The organism is Paucisalibacillus algeriensis (assembly GCF_000577245.1).
Classification (GTDB): domain Bacteria; phylum Bacillota; class Bacilli; order Bacillales; family Amphibacillaceae; genus Ornithinibacillus.
Map to the genome: position 1 here is coordinate 51,472 of NZ_CBYO010000006.1, position 16,681 is coordinate 68,152.

Below are 16,681 nucleotides of genomic sequence, written 5' to 3' on the forward strand. Positions count from 1 at the left end.
GTTTACCCCCTTATGTTTAAAAACGTATCATCCCTAGTATAATATTAACGAATTGTATTTTAAATCAGAAAATTCAGGTACCAAGTTACTTTCACCGATTATTATGGTAGACTAAACAAAAATAACTCAAGTATGAAACATCCTATTCTAACATCACGTCTTATATATGAGTTAGGAAGTTAGGGGGAAATAAGAGTGGCCACTCAGGAAGCTTTCCATCCGACATACGACAAAGAGGGCATAAAGGAACTGCAGTCCAACCCCGCCCTTGCCATAGAAAAAATTATGGAAATGTATGGCGATGAAATAAAACGACTAATTTTTGCTTATGTCAAAAACTCCGCAGACACAGATGATGTTACCCAGGAGGTTTTTGTAACGATCTATCAAAAGTTAAATACATTTCAGGGTAATTCAACTTTAAAAAGTTGGATCTACTCGATTGCAATCAATAAATGTAAGGATTATCTCAGAAGCTGGCATGTTCGAAACAAGCGATTAAGAGAGAAACTGATCACTTCTTCCCATACCATGGAGAAGGAAGAAAAAACTCCTGAAGAACAAGCCCTTCAACAGGACCATTCCAGTGAACTATTCCACACTGTAATGGAATTACCAATCAAGTACCGGGAAATTATTATCTTGTTTTACTTTAAAGAACTATCCACTGGTGAGATAAGCCAGATTCTAAATATGAATGAGGCAACTATCCGCACAAGACTAAAACGTGGTCGCGAAAAACTAAAAGAAAGCTTATCTTCTTTAAAAGGTGGTGTTGACCGTGGATAAGGAATTAAAAGATTTACAGAGTCAATTTAATCAAATCCCTACTTCCTTTACGAATCAAGATAAGCAAGCTATTCGTGATAAGATAGATAGACTACAATCTAAAAAGAGACTAAATAGAGTTAGCATCTACCCTAAATTATTAACTGGCTTTGCTGTAGTTGTGGCTGTATTGATTTTTGTGGTTACCATTAATCAATCACCGGATATATTTATGAGTAGTAATGATTCTAGTTCTGATGCTGAAATGAATCAGGAGTTTAGTATGCATGAAGAAAAAGCAGCTAATGATTCGGATACTTCTAATGCATTAAATAGTGATGCAGCTGGATCTGAAGAAAGTTTGGGCTTGAACATTTTTAATCCCGAAACCGTCCAATCTGAGATGATACTGCCAGTTATCGATGTACGGCAAAACGGAGATGAAACAATTATTACCTTTAAAGGGGAACGCCTAACGGGAAGTCTCATTGATGAACAACCGTTAACATTTATCCCAGATACAGATAGTTGGAAACGAATCCCAATTGCTGAAGGAGATATCAATAAAGATATTCCTGTATATTTTGCCGATGAAGAGTATGTTAGGTCAACATTAGGTTTTAAGGGTACAACAAATGACATGACCATTACACCTTATGCATTGGAGTACCACTATTCATCGGAGGGCTCAAGTATTAGATTAATCATGGAAGAATATAACCGAATAGATGGGGAAGTAACCAATTCTTATTCGGAAACAATCGCCTTATCTGATGAGCTCATGCAGATTTTCAACGAATATAAGACTAGTTTTGACGATAGTTTATTAAAAGGACTTAGTGCTTTTGATGTCTTTAAAATTTACCATTATACAAATAGTCTTAATGATTTAGATACGCAATACGCACTCTACTATAAAAAAGATTCATTTCCATATCCTGACAAAGAAAGCTTTATTGCTGAATTTAAGTCTAATTACACCATAGATCAGGCAGAAGCACATTATGAAGAAATGCTACAGATACAACAGTTTGATGAACTCAAATTGAGTGATAATGAGGTATTAATACGATACACTACCCAAGACGAAACTGGGGGCCATGATATGGGATTTAGGCTCTATCTTGATGAGGAGCTTGACGTTTATAAAATAGCATGGATGCCGATTCAATGATTATTAAAAAATCCGTAATCCTAAATATAGGATTACGGATTTGTTCACTTTACTCGAGGAGCACTTTCAAAGCCTATTTTTCGGTGTGTACCATCACAGAATGGTTTGTTTTCAGATTGACCACAGCGACATAGCGAAAAACTTTTCTTCTTTTCAAATACATTGCCTTCCCCATCTACTAATTCTACATCGCCTGTAATGCGAAGGGAACCATTATCATTTACTTTGATTACAACCTTTTCACTCACATAACCCCTCCTACAACTTTATTATCTTTAAATCTGAAAATAATTGATTAGAATACGTTGCCTTAGTACTATCTTACGTTGAAAAAACTGGGAATATGATTTAATCCCTGCCCTTTGCCATCACATGGTTTTCCATATAACCTATTTTTTCAATCTCTAAAGCTACTACATCACCCTCTTGTAGGAACTTAGGAGCTTCCATACCGAATGCCACCCCATCTGGTGTTCCTGTCATAATAATATCTCCTGGTTTTAAGGTAATTAAATTGGATATAAATTCTATTAAAAAGGAGACATCAAAAATAAATTTTTCTGTATTAGAGGACTGGCGCAGTTCTCCATTTACATAACAGCGAACATCTAGCTTTCCTGGATCTCCGACTTCATCAGTTGTGACCACCCATGGTCCAATTGGAGTACTTCTATCAATAGTTTTTCCTTGTAACCATTGGGGTGTTCTTTTTTGTAGATCTCTCGCAGAAATATCATTCCCAATTGTATATCCAGCTATATATTCGTAGGCAACTTCCTTTTTAACTTTCGATGCTTCTTTTCCAATAACAACTGTTAGTTCCACTTCATAATCTAGTTTTTCTGTAAAGGGCGTCTTCTCAATGTAATCTTCCGGTCCAATTAGCGCATTTGAAAATTTAGCAAATAATACCGGATATTCTGGAATATCACTTTTCATTTCTTGTGCATGTTCCACATAGTTTCTTCCAACACAAATAATCTTGGAGGGTTCTGGAATTGGAGGACCAAGATATACTTCATTACGTGTGAATTGTTCCACCTCAACTTGCCAATTTTCCTTCACATAGGAGGTATAGATTTCTTTTGCCGCTTGAATGGCAGGATCACCTAATTTAAAGAATAACGTTGGGTCGGATGGTATTAGTTGTTCTATTTCTTCTTGTTGGATTGGGTGTTGTCTTCGGTACGCTTCCTGCAAATCTACAATATTTTCATCGACTACCATTCCAACTCGAAGTGGAACTTCCTTATCTTTTAAACGATAACTTACTAGTTTCATCTCTTGCACCTCCATTTTCTCTATGAATAACTCTATTATATATTTTTCCAACTATTATGTAAATTTGAGCACGATAGATTCATAGAGCTTTTCTTCTCCAAATACTCGCGCCTCAACATGGAATAAACAACGGTGTCATGGAATCTCTCTCCATCAAAGTCTGTATTTCTAAGAATCCCTTCTTTTGTAAAACTATATTTCTCTAACAGCTTCCTTGAGCCTTCGTTTTCTGCAAAGATATCACCGACCAATCGGTTAAGTTTTATCGTCTCAAAAACAAATGGCAATAGACTTTGCAGAACTTCACTCATGACTCCTTTCCGTTGAAACTCCTCTCGAATAACTGCGCCCATTTCTGCCTTTTGATGCCAAATATGTAATTTATGCAATCGGAACTGACCTACCACCAAGCCGGTTTTCTTTTCAATTATTACCCAGGGTATTTCTTTTTTCTCTAAAAAACTAGATAAATATGTTGATATTAGTTCCCTCACTTCTTCTATTGATTTAACAGGATTGGAAGTGATGTATGTCATCGTCTCTTTGTTTCCTAGTATTGAAAATAATTCAGAAGAATCATCAATTGTAATACCCCGAAGTAGGTAATGTTTTGTTTCCAAGGTAGGGATTTCAGTAAAATAAGTTTCGATCATTTCTTTCCCCCAAAAAGAAAGGACTTGAATCAGGTTCAAGCCCTTTCAAATTCTTTACGCTTCTGTCGTAGATACTTGCCAAAGCACACCAAATTTATCCTGAACCTGACCATATAATGGACTCCAAAATGTCTCTTGTAACTCCATTACAACCTTCCCGCCATCTTCAAGCTTGGCAAATACTTCTTTTGCATTACCAGGGCCTTTTATCATAACTGCAATGGATAAATGGTCACCAACCTGATAAGGATTTCCAGGGAAGTTATCGGATATCATTAAGACTGAATTACCAATTTTCAAATGGGCATGAAGAACAAGGTTTTTTGCTTCCTCTGGAATAGGATTTCCTTCCATTGGATTTTCACCAAAGGTTTGAAAACTTATTACTTCAGCTCCAAATGCTTCTTTATAGAATGTTACCGCTTCTTGTCCATTTCCGTTAGTTACTAAATACGGATTAATATCTTGAATCATTTTAGCACCTCTTGTCTAATGAAATAATATTACCTTTTACTAAACTTTACCACTATATGAGGATTTCCCAACTTGAATGATGATAATCCTGTTTTGCAAAAGAATCTAGGGATTAGCTACTTCATGCTACACCCTCATTATTACGCCTCTACACCTACCCCATTCACTTGCTTAACAAACTCTTTCATTAATCCCGGTAAGTCTGGCCAAGCATGACCGGAGATGAGATTGCGATCTACGTGATTTGGCTCATTCACATATGTGGAACCTAATGCTTCTACTTCCGGCTTACAAGCGATATAAGCAGTTACCTCTCGCCCTTCCATATGTTCACGAACAGTTGTAAGGACCTGTGCTGCATGGCATACTGCAGCAATTGGTTTATCCGCTTCAAAGAAATGACTAACAATAGCAGGGACATGCTCATTCAGACGCATATGCTCTGGTGCACGTCCTCCTGGAATGATTAATCCATCATACTCCTCTGGGTTAACATCAGCAAAACTTGCACTTGCCTCAATTAAATAACCCTCCTTCTCTGTGTAGGTCTCCCAACCGATGAAATCATGAACAACGGTATGTAGTTTCTTTGATGACGAAGCAGCAATAGTAGTTTCGTAACCTTCTTCTAGGCATCGAAAGTAAGGATAATAGATTTCTAATGCCTCGACTGCGTCTCCTGCAAGAATTAATACTTTTTTGGACATAGTATTTCCTCCTTTAAATGATTAAAATTTAAAGCCTAATAAATATATTCTATAACCTGGAAAAATAATCCTCCCATTAATATTAATTTATAAAAATTAAATATACTTCGGATAAATTTAACATTTACTTTTATGTTCATGCTTAAAACGACTGTGATAATAGTACTGAATCCATATGCGCAATTCGCTAACTTTTTTCCATTACTTTCTACCTTATAACGACTTTTCCCTTAAGAACATTACCTCATTTTTAAAAATATTAAAGGAGATTGTAGCCCTCTCATCGAATAGTTTCCCTACCCAAAAAGTAAAGGAGGATTTGATATGGGACAAACCACATTCTGCCCTAACTATCAAAATACTTCTTAGTAATTATGCAAACAACTTATCAACGAATAGCTTTTCCACCTCAGAAGTTTCACAAATGCTTTTTCTATCCAAAAATATTTAGGAGGAGATTTGTTATGAAACTATATTTAGATCCTGGACATGGTGGTACGGATAACGGAGCTAGTGGAAATGGGTTGTTAGAAAAGAATATTAACCTAGATATTGCGTTACGTATACGCAATACACTTATAAACGGATATGAAAATGTTGACATTCTTATGAGCCGTTCAAGTGATATGACAAAAAGCCTCAAGCAGCGAACAGACGAAGCAAACGCCTGGGGAGCTGACTACTTTTTATCCATCCATTGCAATGCCTTTAATGGGTCAGCACGAGGATATGAAGATTATATTCATAGTAATTTATCGGATTCATCTTTGACTGCTAGATACCAAGATATTCTTCACACGGAAATCACCAAATTAAATCAACTTACCAATCGCGGACAGAAAAAAGAAAACTTCCATGTTTTACGCGAATCAACGATGCCCGCACTTCTTACGGAAAATGGGTTCATTGATAACGCATCTGATGCTAATCTCATGAAACAAGCTACTTGGCGCCAAGCTGTAGCACAAGGACATGCAAACGGGATAACCATTGCATTTAATCTACCTCCAAAACAAAGTGGTGGTGACATACTTTACAAGGTGATTGCAGGTTCCTTTACTTCTAGAGCAAACGCAGAAGACCGTGTAACCTACTTGAGTAATAAAGGAATTGATTCTTACATCGGCACCGTTGTCCTTTCAGGTACTACATGGTATCGTGTTCAAGCTGGTGCCTTTTCTAGCCGTGAGAACGCCGAGCAACGCTTGCAAGAAGTTAAACATGCTGGCATTTCTGACGCATACATTGCTGTAGAACAAAGCACTTTGGCACTGGAACCTGTGATGGCCAGCGAATAAAAAGACAGGGTGACTCTTATTCAGAGTCACCCTTTACCAACCATTCCGCAAATGTAAGTAAATCCTTAAATTTCTTATCTGCTTCACTAGATGTTTCTTCCCGTGTGCCAACTAAAATGGTCGTGACCCCAGCTTCTCTACCAGCCTCTATATCTGGATCTCGGTCTCCAACCATATAGCTTTTTTCTAGATCGATATCATGTTTCTCAGCTAAATCGATTAACATTTGAGGTCTTGGCTTTCGACAAGCACATCCTGCATGTGGTTTATGTGGACAGTATGCAATATCATCAATTCGTGCACCAAAACCAGCTAAATCATCCTGCATCTTTTGATGTACCTTCTCAAGTGCCGCTTCCTTCATAAAACCTAATCCAATTCCGCCCTGATTCGTTACAACAAACACCTTATAACCTGCATCATTTAATTGCTTAATTGCTTCACCAACCCCATACAGTAAATAGAAATCACTAGGTTTATTTACAAACTTCACACGGCGAGTTAACACTTCATTAATTACACCATCGCGGTCTAAAAATATTCCAGCTTGCATTATTTCACCTTCCTACTTTTCTATTTGTTAGTATACCCAATATTATTTCGTCATCTAATTTATATAAATTGACATCATACATAAAGAAATGTAATTTCAAAATACAAGGGATTAATAACGGATACCCAGCAATGTTGAGTTATCTTATAATCTTCCTGAAAACTGGAAAAACAATATCGCCAATACATGTACAAGAACAGGAGCATTATTATGTCTATTATTGATAAATTAAAATTAACTAAGTATAACAATATAGCTGTGCTTAACGAACCAGAAGACTATACAACTTTCAATGGATACCCTACAGAATTATCCGCAGATCATGATACAATTTTCATTTTTGTTGAAACATTAGATGAGATGGTGCAACAAACAAAGTATATAATTGAAAACGAGAAGTTCTTGAAGGAGAAAGGTTATCTTTTTTTCGCTTATCCTAAAAAGGGAAATAGACGTTATGATACTTATATTCCCCGTGATGACATGTTCCCTGTCTTAAAGGTCGATGAGGATGGATATGTAGACGGAAGCGATATTAAATTTGCTCGCATGGTCAGCATGGATGATGTATTTACAGTTGTTGGCTTGAGGCGAGAGAAAAAGAAAGCAAAGAAATCTACTCCTTCTAGCCAATGTGTTGCAGATTATGAGGGACAAGAGAATGAAGTTGAAGCACTACTAGTAGAACATCCAAATGAACTTGCATTTTACCAAAACCTAACACCAGGATACCGAAGAGACTGGGCACGCTACATATTTTCAGCAAAACAGCAAAAAACACGTGATAAGCGCTCTGAACAAATGGTAGAAGTACTTTCCCAAGGATATAAAACAATGGATTTGTATCGTGCGAAGAAAAAATAGCAGATAAAAAAGTACCTTCAAGGGATAGAAGGTACTTTTTTATTTTTCTAAAAGGATAGATTAGTATAACCCTTATAGGAATTTGACATACTACCAAATATATAGTAAATTAGCTAATGGCGAACGATTTAAATTCGCCATAAATAAAACATTCGTGTTTAGGAGTGTAAATAATGGATAACGTATTTGATTATGAAGACATCCAATTAATTCCCGCAAAATGTATTGTTCAAAGTCGTTCTGAATGTGATACATCTATCACATTTGGTGGGCGTAAATTTAAATTACCTGTAGTACCAGCAAATATGCAAACTATTATAGATGAAAATATCGCTTTACAATTAGCAGAAAACGGTTATTTCTATATCATGCACCGCTTCCAGCCTGAAAAGCGCCTTGATTTCGTTAAAGATATGCAAGAGCGCGGACTGTATGCATCCATTAGTGTTGGGGTTAAAGAAGAAGAGTACCGTTTTGTTGAAGAATTAGCAAACGAAAACGTAACACCAGAATATATTACGATCGATATTGCTCACGGTCATTCCAATGCAGTAATTGAGATGATTAAACATATTAAAAAGCACCTACCTGAAAGCTTCGTAATTGCTGGTAACGTTGGCACACCAGAAGCTGTTCGTGAACTTGAGAATGCTGGTGCTGATGCAACTAAAGTAGGTATCGGACCGGGTAAAGTATGTATTACAAAGATTAAAACCGGATTTGGAACAGGTGGCTGGCAATTAGCAGCACTTCGTTGGTGTGCAAAAGCAGCAAGTAAGCCAATTATTGCTGATGGCGGCATTCGTACACATGGAGACATTGCTAAATCCGTACGATTCGGTGCATCAATGGTCATGATTGGTTCACTATTTGCAGGACATGAAGAATCACCAGGTGAAACGGTTGAAAGAGATGGCAAACTATTTAAGGAATATTTCGGGTCTGCATCCGAATACCAAAAAGGTGAGAAAAAGAATGTAGAAGGAAAGAAAATGCTTGTTGAGCATAAAGGATCTTTACAAGATACATTAGTTGAAATGCAACAAGACCTCCAATCTTCCATTTCTTATTCAGGCGGTAACAAGCTAGATGCAATCCGAAATGTTGATTATGTGGTAGTGAAGAACTCTATCTTCAATGGCGACAAAGTATACTAAGCGAGATAATCCGACTATAGAAAAAGGTGAGCACAAAGAGTGCTCACCTTTTTTAAATACTAATCAACCATTTTTTGTAGTTGGTGTAATTGAAATGTACGAACCGATCTTGGTAAGAAACGACGAATTTCGTCTTCGTTGTACCCTACTTGCAAACGTTTTTCATCAATGATAATCGGTCTTCTTAATAAACCAGGATTTTCTTGGATTAATTGATATAGTTCCTTCATTGGAAGTTGCTCTATATCTACATCAATTTCTTTGAAAACCTTGGAACGTTCTGAAATAATTTCTTCTGTACCATCCTCTGTTAAACGCAATATCCCTTTAATTTCATCAAATGATAACGGTTCCGAAAAAATATTACGTTCCTTGTATGGTATGTTGTTTTCTTGAAACCAGGCCTTTGCCTTTCTGCAGGATGTACAACTTGGTGTAACGTATAGTGTTACCATGTAATTACTTCCTTTCTCTCTAGAAGAGATTTGACAACTCATCCCGTAATCTGTTTCCAATGGTTCAATCACTTGAAAGACTCATGTATTCCCATAATAAAAACATTATAGTTTATATTAAATATCTTTAATTCAATATAAGTTTAGTACAGCTAGACAGCAGTGTCAACCTCATATCGCTTACTAATTAACTATACATAGTTAATTATAACATTAGAAACCTGTGTTCGCTATGGCTTTTTTTATTACATATCCTATAAATTAAAACTATATTGGAAAGTATGCCCAACATGTGAGGAGCTTTATGCACTTAGTTTAGATTTTAGCTGCTTATTGATATCTTCTAATAGGTGGCCTTGCATGCTAATCATGGCCGTTTTACCTACTCCGAACCAAATTCGGATATCATTTATCATCATAGTATGGATTTCTATTTTTGAATACATTCTTTAGGAATCCATCCTACCTCTCCACTAATGTTCTTCACTAAAACAAATCCCTCACAATCATCATCTACTATTTTCACATATTCCCCGTAATGAACAGTTAAGAATGTCACGCTAAGATCATTTTTACAGTAATGCTGTCCTTTTTCTTCAATTAAATATTCATTTTTTACCCATTGGATAGTTCCTAGATTGTTATTTTCACATCGGGTGAAATACGCTTCTCGTTCCATAATTTTCATCTCGTAATTAGGATATGTAACGGTTCCTATTCTGCTTATATGATCGATGTGCTCTTTCACAATTTTTACTTCTTTTTGTAATTCATCCACATAGGTAGAAGAATATTCTTCATTATCGATAATCAAGGCATTGAGTTGCCCATCTTTCTTAATTCGATTTCCACCGTCAATAGAAATGATTCGCTTTTCATGATCCATCAAAGGGTTATGCGAACTAACCTGATGAGATCGATAGTTTACTACCGGCCAATGTCCAACTATCACCGTTTTCTCTGATTGATGTTCTTTTTCTTGGAACGACTTAGCATAAAGTGCCGTTGTTTCACTCGTATCATACCAATCTACCAGATTATCAATTCCTGCATGAATAATAATATGGTGATCTGTCTCATAAGCAGTTGCAAGAGATTCTAGCCAATTTATATCATCCTGAAAATTAGCACGGTAAAAGTTTGCTAGCTCTGTTAAATTTGTAAAGTCATCAATTGTTTTGCCATGAAGGGCCATCATTTCATTTAGGATTGAATACTTTCTATTTTTCATATAAGTAAGAATACCTTCATTTCCATCAAACACATAACGATGCACAACATCACAATTTCCCTTTGTAACAAAGACATTCTGATTGTTTTTCACTAACTCCCGTACATAATCAATAACTTCCAAACTATTAGTACCCTTTTCACAGAGATCCCCATTGATAAAGAGGTAATCACTATTTGTATAATTGACTTTTTCCAGGAGTCTTTTAAAGAGGTTAAGATTTCCGTGGATATCTGACGTAACGATTATTCTTTTGGATTTATCTAGTTTTAGCTTTTGAATCTCAATCATGTAACAAATCCCCTTTTCTATACCAAAGAAGTGCCTTTTTGTCTATTTCTAAAGCTAAATCATGCTTTCCACTAATATAGGATTCTATATCAAAAGGAAAACGTATTGCTAATTGTTCTTTAAGGCTTCCATATCGTTTAGCATCCTCTGGGTGTTCCCGCAAGTAGTTCCTGAAGGCAAGATGACGTATAATCTCCTTATTTCCCTTTCCATAAACATGTACATGATGTGTCCTCTGATCTCCGCCCTTTTGAAAATACCTACGTCCCTGTATTCCATTTTCCCCTTTGGGTTTAAAGCCTATCTTAATCATTTCTTCATCATAATTATCGATTCTAGTAATATCATAAACTACTGGCATCATATCAATGATTGGCTTTGCTGATAATCCCGGAACAGCGGTACTTCCAATATGGAAAACTTCCACTATTTCATGTCCAAAGATTTCTTTTAGTTTTAAGGCTTCCAATTGAAATTGTTTAATCCACTCTTGATTATAAGGTGTAACAGTAATCTGTCTCATAAGCACTCCTATGAATTACCATAATCTTCTATAATTAAAGTTTATCATGAATTCCTACCATTACAATGCTATTTTTTTACCTTCTACTTCCCAATATTACCCAGAAATATTACAATAACCAATAGGAACAATTGACTAACGAACGTTTAGCTTCTAGGAGGAAATGATTCATGAAACTTACATCAAAAGAAATATTTTCAATTCCTAATGTCTTATCCTACATAAGGCTACTATTAATTCCTGTCTTTGTTTATATATACATAACAGCCGATAGCACCGGTGACTATTATGTTGCAGCATTAATCATATTTCTATCTGGAGTAACGGATATGTTTGATGGACTTATAGCCAGGAAATTTGATCAGATTACAGAACTCGGTAAAACGGTTGATCCAGTTGCAGACAAACTGACACAAGCTGCTATTGTAGGTTGTTTAATGTTTCGTTTTGACTATATGTGGATATTAGTCGTACTTCTAGTTGTGAAGGAACTATTTATGGGAATCAACGGACTCATTCTTCTAAAGAAAGGTAGAAAACTAGATGGAGCAATGTGGTTTGGTAAGGTTTCAACAGCAGTTTTCTATGCAGCTACATTTATATTAATAGGTTTCCCAGAAATTAGTACTCATTTCGCATCTATTTTAATGTTAATAACGGGAATATTTTTAGGTTTATCCTTTATATTGTATATTCCAGAGTTTTTAAAGCTTTACCGAAGAGCATAATCAAAATAGGAGGCACTGCAGATGAAAAAATTTCTAAATAGAGCGGTTGAATTAGCAGTAGACAATGTAAAGAATGGCGGACAACCTTTTGGAGCAGTATTGGTAAAGGAAACCCTAGTAATTTCTGAAGGTGTGAATGAACTTCATAAAAAATATGATGTTAGTGGTCACGCTGAACTACTTGCAATAAGAAGAGCCCAAGAAAAGCTTCAAACAAATGATTTATCCGGCTATACCATGTTCGCAAGTGGTGAGCCTTGCCCAATGTGTCTAACCGCTATGTATTTTGCTGGTATTGAGAATGTTTATTACTGCCAATCCGTTGAAGATGCGGTTGAGGCAGGTTTAGGTAAATCCAATTTTATTTATGAAGAACTAAAAAAGGAACGACCAGAGCGATCAATTATTATGACAAAACTACCTTTAGAACAAAATCTAGAGAATCCAATGCAACTTTGGAAGACTGTCAATCCATGACAGTCTTTTTATTTTTGTCTATTCCCGCTTCATATTCACTGTTTTTAATACACCAATAAACCTCATATAACGACAACATTCGATTTTAGGCCTTGTCTTATTTTAGGAACCTTTGTAACGTTTCGACAAATGGCAGGACTTCAGTTTTACTATGTGGAATAAGTGATGCTAAGGTTAAAAATAATCTCGATTCTTTACGGTTAATTAACACAATTTTTTACAGCTAGTAATATCAATGGCAATTTTCTAATAAGCTACTTAAAAGGACTAGAAGATTGACATGCAGGGAGGGAAGTTAGTGTCTGATGAAATTCTAAAGATTACTAGTCTGCAAACACATTTTTTTACAGATCAAGGAGAAATTCCAGCAGTCGATGGGGTTAGTCTTACTGTACATAAGGGGGAAGTAGTTGGAATTGTTGGGGAGTCAGGGTGCGGTAAAAGTGTTACATCCCTTTCCATTATGCAATTAGTACCAAGCCCTCCAGGAAAAATAGTCGGTGGAACAATCCATTATAAAAGCGAAAATCTACTAAACGCATCTAAAAAAAGGATTAAAGATATTCGGGGAAATGAAATCTCGATGATTTTTCAGGAGCCGATGACTTCTTTAGATCCTTTATTTACAATTGGAAATCAACTTCGAGAGGCACTACAAATTCATAAAAAAATCAATAAAAAGCAAGCAAATCAAAAATCTATTGAGATGCTTAAGTTAGTTGGAATCCCACGGGCCGAAGAGGTAATGAATGACTACCCACATCAATTATCTGGAGGAATGAGACAGCGAGTTATGATTGCAATCTCAATGGCTTGCGACCCAGAAATATTAATTGCAGATGAACCAACTACCGCATTAGATGTAACGATACAAGCCCAGATACTCGACTTAATGAAAAAGCTAAATCACGAAAAAGATACCGCTATTCTACTGATTACCCACGATTTAGGAGTAGTTGCTGAAATCTGTGATCGTGTCATCGTTATGTACGCTGGTCAGGTGGTGGAAGAAGGAACAACACGAGAAATCTTAAAGAACCCCACACATCCTTATACTAAAGGGCTTATTCGCTCTATACCAAAACTCCATGAAAAAGATCAGAAATTATATTCCATTCCTGGCACGGTGCCAAAACCCAAAATGGGCATGTTAGGTTGTCGCTTTAAAGATCGTTGCGAATTTGCTCATGACCGTTGTTTTAGTGAAGCACCAGAACTATTTTCTTTAGGTAATAATCGTTATAGCCGTTGCTTTTTATTAGATGACACGGAAAGGAAGGTAGCATCAGATGCAGAGGCCAATACTGGAAGTTAGTCATTTAAAAAAGTACTTCGATGTTCGCGGTGGTATCTTTGGTAAAAAGGTTGGCGAGGTAAAAGCAGTTGATGATGTTTCCTTTACTGTACATGAAGGGGAAATTTTAGGAATTGTTGGTGAATCTGGATGTGGAAAATCTACAACTGGAAAGACAATCTTAAGATTAATCGAACCAACAGAGGGCGAAATAAAGTTCGAGGGGCAAGATATTACCAGTCTAAATTACGAAGCAATGAGAAAACTTCGTCGAGATATGCAAATTATCTTCCAGGACCCCTACGCCTCTCTAAATCCAAGGCACACCGTTGAAAAGATAATCAGTGAGCCGCTTCTCATACACGGAATGAATAAACAGGAGAGGAAATCACGTGTGAGAGAACTACTGGAGGTTGTTGGTCTGAGTAGTTACCATGCTTCCAGATATCCGCACCAATTTAGTGGAGGTCAACGACAACGTATAGGAATTGCGCGCGCATTAGCAAATCATCCCAAGTTAATTATTTGTGATGAGCCTGTATCCGCTTTAGATGTATCGGTTCAATCACAAATTCTAAATTTAATGGAAAGTTTACGAGATCAATTTAATTTGACCTATGTGTTTATTGCACACGACTTAAGTGTTGTGAAACATATTAGTGACCGGGTTGGTGTGATGTATTTAGGTAGGTTGGTAGAGCTTACGGACAAGGACAAACTTTATGACGATCCAAAACATCCGTACACAAAAGCACTGCTATCTGCCGTGCCTTTACCTGACCCGGATGTGGAAAAGGAAAGAATTATCTTGGAGGGAGATGTACCTAGCCCATCTAATCCACCTACAGGATGTGCATTCCACACGAGATGCCCGATGGCTATGGATATCTGTAAAGATATAAGGCCGTCTTTTGAACAAGTTGAGGTTAACCATTTTGTTGCCTGTCATCTATATAGTGATCCAGCGCAATAAAATAATAATAACAATCACATGAGGGGGAAGTTGTATGAGGTTAAAGTATTCATTATTATTTTCGCTTTTGCTCGCGCTATTTTTAGTACTAGCGGCATGTAATGGAGGAGATAGCGAATCAGGAGGCGACACGGATAAGCCTGCCGACAACGGAAGTAGTGAACCAGGAGATTCTGGAGATTCAACTGATACAGGAGATGCTAGTGAAGACCAGGTGTTAATCTTCGCTCGTGGTGGAGACTCGGAAAGTCTTGATCCTGGTAGTACGACAGATGGTGAATCTTCGCGTGTAACAAAGCAAGTATTAGAAGGCCTATTAACTTTTGATAAGGAATCCTTCGAAGTTCAACCGGAACTTGCACATGACTGGAAGGTTTCTGATGATGGGTTAACATACACCTTTTATTTAGAAGAAGGTGTAACGTTCCACGATGGAACTGACTTTAATGCTGAAGCAGTTAAAGTTAACTTTGAACGGTGGGCAGACCCAAGTCATGAATATGCTTACACGGATGACGGCTATGTTTATTCGATGTATGGGACAATGTTTGGTGGATTTAAAGGTGATGAAGGTCATGTAATTAAAGAAATCAATGTTGTTAATGACCATGAAATTGAGTTTGTTTTACATCGTCCATTGGGATTCTTCCTACAGAACTTAGGTATGTCTTATTTTGCAATTACTTCACCTGCTGCACTTGAGGAATATGGTGCAAGAATTAACGAAAATCCAGTTGGAACTGGTCCTTTCAAATTTGTTAGCTGGAGTAAAGATGATTCAATTATTTTAGAGAAATTTGAGGATTACCGTGTGGAGGGACTTCCGAAATTAGACAGAGTAATCTTCAGTGTAATACCAGATAACGCAGCTCGATTAATCGCTCTCAAATCAGGTGAAATCGATATTATGGATGGCTTAAACCCAGACGATGCAGCTGGCGTGGAATCAGATGAGAATTTGATTCTTTATGAACGTGCTGAGAACAACTTCGGATATGTTGGATTCAATACACAAAAAGAACCATTCACAAACAAAGAGTTACGCCAGGCAATTAGTTATGCTATCGATCGCCAAGCGATTGCAGATGCCCTATACGCTGGCTATGCTGTATCTGCAAAGAACCCACTTCCTCCAAGCTATATGGGGTATAACGATAATGTTGAACCTTACGCATATGATCCAGAAAAAGCAAAGGAACTATTAGCTGAAGCCGGGTATGAAGATGGCTTAGAGATTGAACTATGGACAATGCCTGTTGCTCGTCCATACATGCCTGACCCAGAAACTGTTGCTGTTATTGTTCAGAGTAACCTTGCCGATATTGGTATCACAGCAAATATCCATCGTGAGGAATGGGCACCTTACCTAGAGAAAACAATGAATGGAGAACATCAGATGTATATGCTTGGCTGGTCTGGTACTAACGGAGACCCGGACTACTTCCTAAGCAGCTTATTACATGGTGATAATGTTGGAACAAGTAACCGAAGCTTCTACGTCAATAATGATGTTGATGAATTGTTAGATAAAGCAAAAGTAGCGGTAGACCAAGAGGAACGTGCTCAACTATACAGTGATGCTCAAGAATTAATTTCTGAGGATGTACCAATGATTCCATTAGTACACTCTAGACCAGTCTTAGCAACAACTAGCGCTGTTAAAAACTATGTGCCACACCCTTCAACAAGTGAATCATTAGCTGAAGTTGAAATCGTGAAATAATGTAACAGATCCATAGGGTAGTAGTCTTTTCTACTACCCTTTCCTATTACTAGAATG

At 36.9% G+C, this 16,681-nt stretch carries 20 protein-coding genes; 10 read left to right on the forward strand and 10 right to left on the reverse strand.

The features are described from left to right. Window positions 1-195 precede the first annotated feature (195 nt). Entirely contained in the window at window positions 196-789 is a 594-nt protein-coding gene (locus TY11_RS04255; protein ID WP_052345719.1) for a sigma-70 family RNA polymerase sigma factor, read from the forward strand. Further along, complete coding sequence (locus TY11_RS04260; RefSeq protein WP_042143254.1) at window positions 782-1,942, forward strand: hypothetical protein; 1,161 nt, start codon at window positions 782-784, stop codon at window positions 1,940-1,942. Before TY11_RS04255 ends, TY11_RS04260 begins: the two co-directional genes overlap by 8 nt. A 44-nt stretch (window positions 1,943-1,986) precedes the next feature. On the opposite strand, the gene TY11_RS04265 is transcribed toward TY11_RS04260, so the two are convergent. The 5 genes from TY11_RS04265 to TY11_RS04285 all read right to left on the reverse strand — a co-directional run bounded on the left by TY11_RS04265 (window position 1,987) and on the right by TY11_RS04285 (window position 5,057). Beyond that, the gene (locus TY11_RS04265; RefSeq protein WP_042143257.1) at window positions 1,987-2,190 is read right to left on the reverse strand and encodes a CDGSH iron-sulfur domain-containing protein; all 204 of its coding nucleotides are present in this window, start codon (window positions 2,188-2,190) and stop codon (window positions 1,987-1,989) included. 100 nt (window positions 2,191-2,290) lie between these two features. Further along, window positions 2,291-3,223 carry a fumarylacetoacetate hydrolase family protein gene (locus TY11_RS04270; protein WP_042143261.1) on the reverse strand — a complete coding sequence of 311 codons (933 nt, stop codon included), beginning with the start codon at window positions 3,221-3,223 and terminating at the stop codon, window positions 2,291-2,293. Between the two features lie 35 nt (window positions 3,224-3,258). Next, window positions 3,259-3,876, reverse strand: a complete 618-nt coding sequence (locus tag TY11_RS04275) for a GNAT family N-acetyltransferase (protein WP_042143264.1) — start codon at window positions 3,874-3,876, stop codon at window positions 3,259-3,261. 54 nt (window positions 3,877-3,930) lie between these two features. Next, entirely contained in the window at window positions 3,931-4,350 is a 420-nt protein-coding gene (locus TY11_RS04280) for a VOC family protein (RefSeq protein ID WP_042143265.1), read from the reverse strand. Window positions 4,351-4,490: 140 nt separating this feature from the next. Continuing rightward, on the reverse strand, window positions 4,491-5,057 hold the full coding sequence (locus tag TY11_RS04285) for a DJ-1/PfpI family protein (RefSeq protein WP_042143267.1): 567 nt from the start codon (window positions 5,055-5,057) through the stop codon (window positions 4,491-4,493). A 464-nt stretch (window positions 5,058-5,521) separates the two neighbouring features. Between TY11_RS04285 and TY11_RS04290 the strand changes: the two genes are divergently transcribed. Further along, a complete protein-coding gene (locus TY11_RS04290) occupies window positions 5,522-6,355 on the forward strand; it encodes an N-acetylmuramoyl-L-alanine amidase (RefSeq protein WP_042143269.1) in 834 nt (277 codons plus the stop codon). Between the two features lie 16 nt (window positions 6,356-6,371). Here the strand turns inward: TY11_RS04290 and TY11_RS04295 are convergent, their stop codons facing one another. Continuing rightward, complete coding sequence (locus TY11_RS04295) at window positions 6,372-6,908, reverse strand: D-glycero-alpha-D-manno-heptose-1,7-bisphosphate 7-phosphatase (RefSeq protein WP_042143271.1); 537 nt, start codon at window positions 6,906-6,908, stop codon at window positions 6,372-6,374. A gap of 210 nt (window positions 6,909-7,118) precedes the next feature. Between TY11_RS04295 and TY11_RS04300 the strand changes: the two genes are divergently transcribed. Then, window positions 7,119-7,772 (forward strand): YdeI/OmpD-associated family protein, encoded by a 654-nt coding sequence (locus TY11_RS04300; RefSeq protein ID WP_042143274.1) that lies wholly within the window; start codon window positions 7,119-7,121, stop codon window positions 7,770-7,772. A gap of 173 nt (window positions 7,773-7,945) precedes the next feature. After that, window positions 7,946-8,929: a GMP reductase gene (guaC, locus tag TY11_RS04305; RefSeq protein WP_042143276.1), complete on the forward strand. Its 984-nt coding sequence runs from the start codon at window positions 7,946-7,948 to the stop codon at window positions 8,927-8,929. Window positions 8,930-8,988: 59 nt separating this feature from the next. On the opposite strand, the gene spxA is transcribed toward guaC, so the two are convergent. From spxA to TY11_RS04320, 4 genes are all read right to left on the reverse strand, one after another. Beyond that, window positions 8,989-9,384: a transcriptional regulator SpxA gene (gene spxA, locus TY11_RS04310; RefSeq protein WP_026907937.1), complete on the reverse strand. Its 396-nt coding sequence runs from the start codon at window positions 9,382-9,384 to the stop codon at window positions 8,989-8,991. A gap of 302 nt (window positions 9,385-9,686) precedes the next feature. Beyond that, a complete protein-coding gene (locus tag TY11_RS20375) occupies window positions 9,687-9,830 on the reverse strand; it encodes a hypothetical protein (protein ID WP_155982664.1) in 144 nt (47 codons plus the stop codon). Beyond that, on the reverse strand, window positions 9,815-10,906 hold the full coding sequence (locus TY11_RS04315; protein ID WP_042143280.1) for a metallophosphoesterase: 1,092 nt from the start codon (window positions 10,904-10,906) through the stop codon (window positions 9,815-9,817). Before TY11_RS04315 ends, TY11_RS20375 begins: the two co-directional genes overlap by 16 nt. Continuing rightward, window positions 10,899-11,429 carry a GrpB family protein gene (locus TY11_RS04320; RefSeq protein WP_042143282.1) on the reverse strand — a complete coding sequence of 177 codons (531 nt, stop codon included), beginning with the start codon at window positions 11,427-11,429 and terminating at the stop codon, window positions 10,899-10,901. The genes TY11_RS04315 and TY11_RS04320 overlap by 8 nt, the downstream gene beginning before the upstream one ends. A 170-nt stretch (window positions 11,430-11,599) precedes the next feature. On the opposite strand from TY11_RS04320, the gene TY11_RS04325 reads away from it, so the two are divergent. The 5 genes from TY11_RS04325 to TY11_RS04345 all read left to right on the forward strand — a co-directional run bounded on the left by TY11_RS04325 (window position 11,600) and on the right by TY11_RS04345 (window position 16,624). Further along, window positions 11,600-12,157 (forward strand): CDP-alcohol phosphatidyltransferase family protein, encoded by a 558-nt coding sequence (locus TY11_RS04325; protein ID WP_042143284.1) that lies wholly within the window; start codon window positions 11,600-11,602, stop codon window positions 12,155-12,157. 21 nt (window positions 12,158-12,178) lie between these two features. Continuing rightward, complete coding sequence (locus TY11_RS04330) at window positions 12,179-12,634, forward strand: nucleoside deaminase (protein WP_042143286.1); 456 nt, start codon at window positions 12,179-12,181, stop codon at window positions 12,632-12,634. 298 nt (window positions 12,635-12,932) lie between these two features. Then, window positions 12,933-13,949 carry an ABC transporter ATP-binding protein gene (locus TY11_RS04335; RefSeq protein ID WP_042143288.1) on the forward strand — a complete coding sequence of 339 codons (1,017 nt, stop codon included), beginning with the start codon at window positions 12,933-12,935 and terminating at the stop codon, window positions 13,947-13,949. Further along, the gene (locus TY11_RS04340) at window positions 13,924-14,901 is read left to right on the forward strand and encodes an ABC transporter ATP-binding protein (protein ID WP_042143290.1); all 978 of its coding nucleotides are present in this window, start codon (window positions 13,924-13,926) and stop codon (window positions 14,899-14,901) included. Before TY11_RS04335 ends, TY11_RS04340 begins: the two co-directional genes overlap by 26 nt. A gap of 34 nt (window positions 14,902-14,935) precedes the next feature. Continuing rightward, window positions 14,936-16,624, forward strand: coding sequence for an ABC transporter substrate-binding protein (locus TY11_RS04345; RefSeq protein WP_042143291.1), 1,689 nt, complete (start codon window positions 14,936-14,938; stop codon window positions 16,622-16,624). Window positions 16,625-16,681 lie beyond the last annotated feature (57 nt).

Bases quoted from the DNA above. Each gene is read 5' to 3' on its own strand.
- TY11_RS04275 (WP_042143264.1), bottom strand. From the start codon at position 3,876: ATGATCGAAACTTATTTTACTGAAATCCCTACCTTGGAAACAAAACAT.
- TY11_RS04270 (WP_042143261.1), bottom strand. From the start codon at position 3,223: ATGAAACTAGTAAGTTATCGTTTAAAAGATAAGGAAGTTCCACTTCGA.
- TY11_RS04345 (WP_042143291.1), top strand. From the start codon at position 14,936: ATGAGGTTAAAGTATTCATTATTATTTTCGCTTTTGCTCGCGCTATTT.
- TY11_RS04295 (WP_042143271.1), bottom strand. From the start codon at position 6,908: ATGCAAGCTGGAATATTTTTAGACCGCGATGGTGTAATTAATGAAGTG.
- TY11_RS04290 (WP_042143269.1), top strand. From the start codon at position 5,522: ATGAAACTATATTTAGATCCTGGACATGGTGGTACGGATAACGGAGCT.
- TY11_RS20375 (WP_155982664.1), bottom strand. From the start codon at position 9,830: ATGTATTCAAAAATAGAAATCCATACTATGATGATAAATGATATCCGA.
- TY11_RS04325 (WP_042143284.1), top strand. From the start codon at position 11,600: ATGAAACTTACATCAAAAGAAATATTTTCAATTCCTAATGTCTTATCC.
- guaC (WP_042143276.1), top strand. From the start codon at position 7,946: ATGGATAACGTATTTGATTATGAAGACATCCAATTAATTCCCGCAAAA.
- TY11_RS04330 (WP_042143286.1), top strand. From the start codon at position 12,179: ATGAAAAAATTTCTAAATAGAGCGGTTGAATTAGCAGTAGACAATGTA.
- TY11_RS04300 (WP_042143274.1), top strand. From the start codon at position 7,119: ATGTCTATTATTGATAAATTAAAATTAACTAAGTATAACAATATAGCT.
- spxA (WP_026907937.1), bottom strand. From the start codon at position 9,384: ATGGTAACACTATACGTTACACCAAGTTGTACATCCTGCAGAAAGGCA.
- TY11_RS04285 (WP_042143267.1), bottom strand. From the start codon at position 5,057: ATGTCCAAAAAAGTATTAATTCTTGCAGGAGACGCAGTCGAGGCATTA.
- TY11_RS04315 (WP_042143280.1), bottom strand. From the start codon at position 10,906: ATGATTGAGATTCAAAAGCTAAAACTAGATAAATCCAAAAGAATAATC.
- TY11_RS04280 (WP_042143265.1), bottom strand. From the start codon at position 4,350: ATGATTCAAGATATTAATCCGTATTTAGTAACTAACGGAAATGGACAA.
- TY11_RS04340 (WP_042143290.1), top strand. From the start codon at position 13,924: ATGCAGAGGCCAATACTGGAAGTTAGTCATTTAAAAAAGTACTTCGAT.
- TY11_RS04320 (WP_042143282.1), bottom strand. From the start codon at position 11,429: ATGAGACAGATTACTGTTACACCTTATAATCAAGAGTGGATTAAACAA.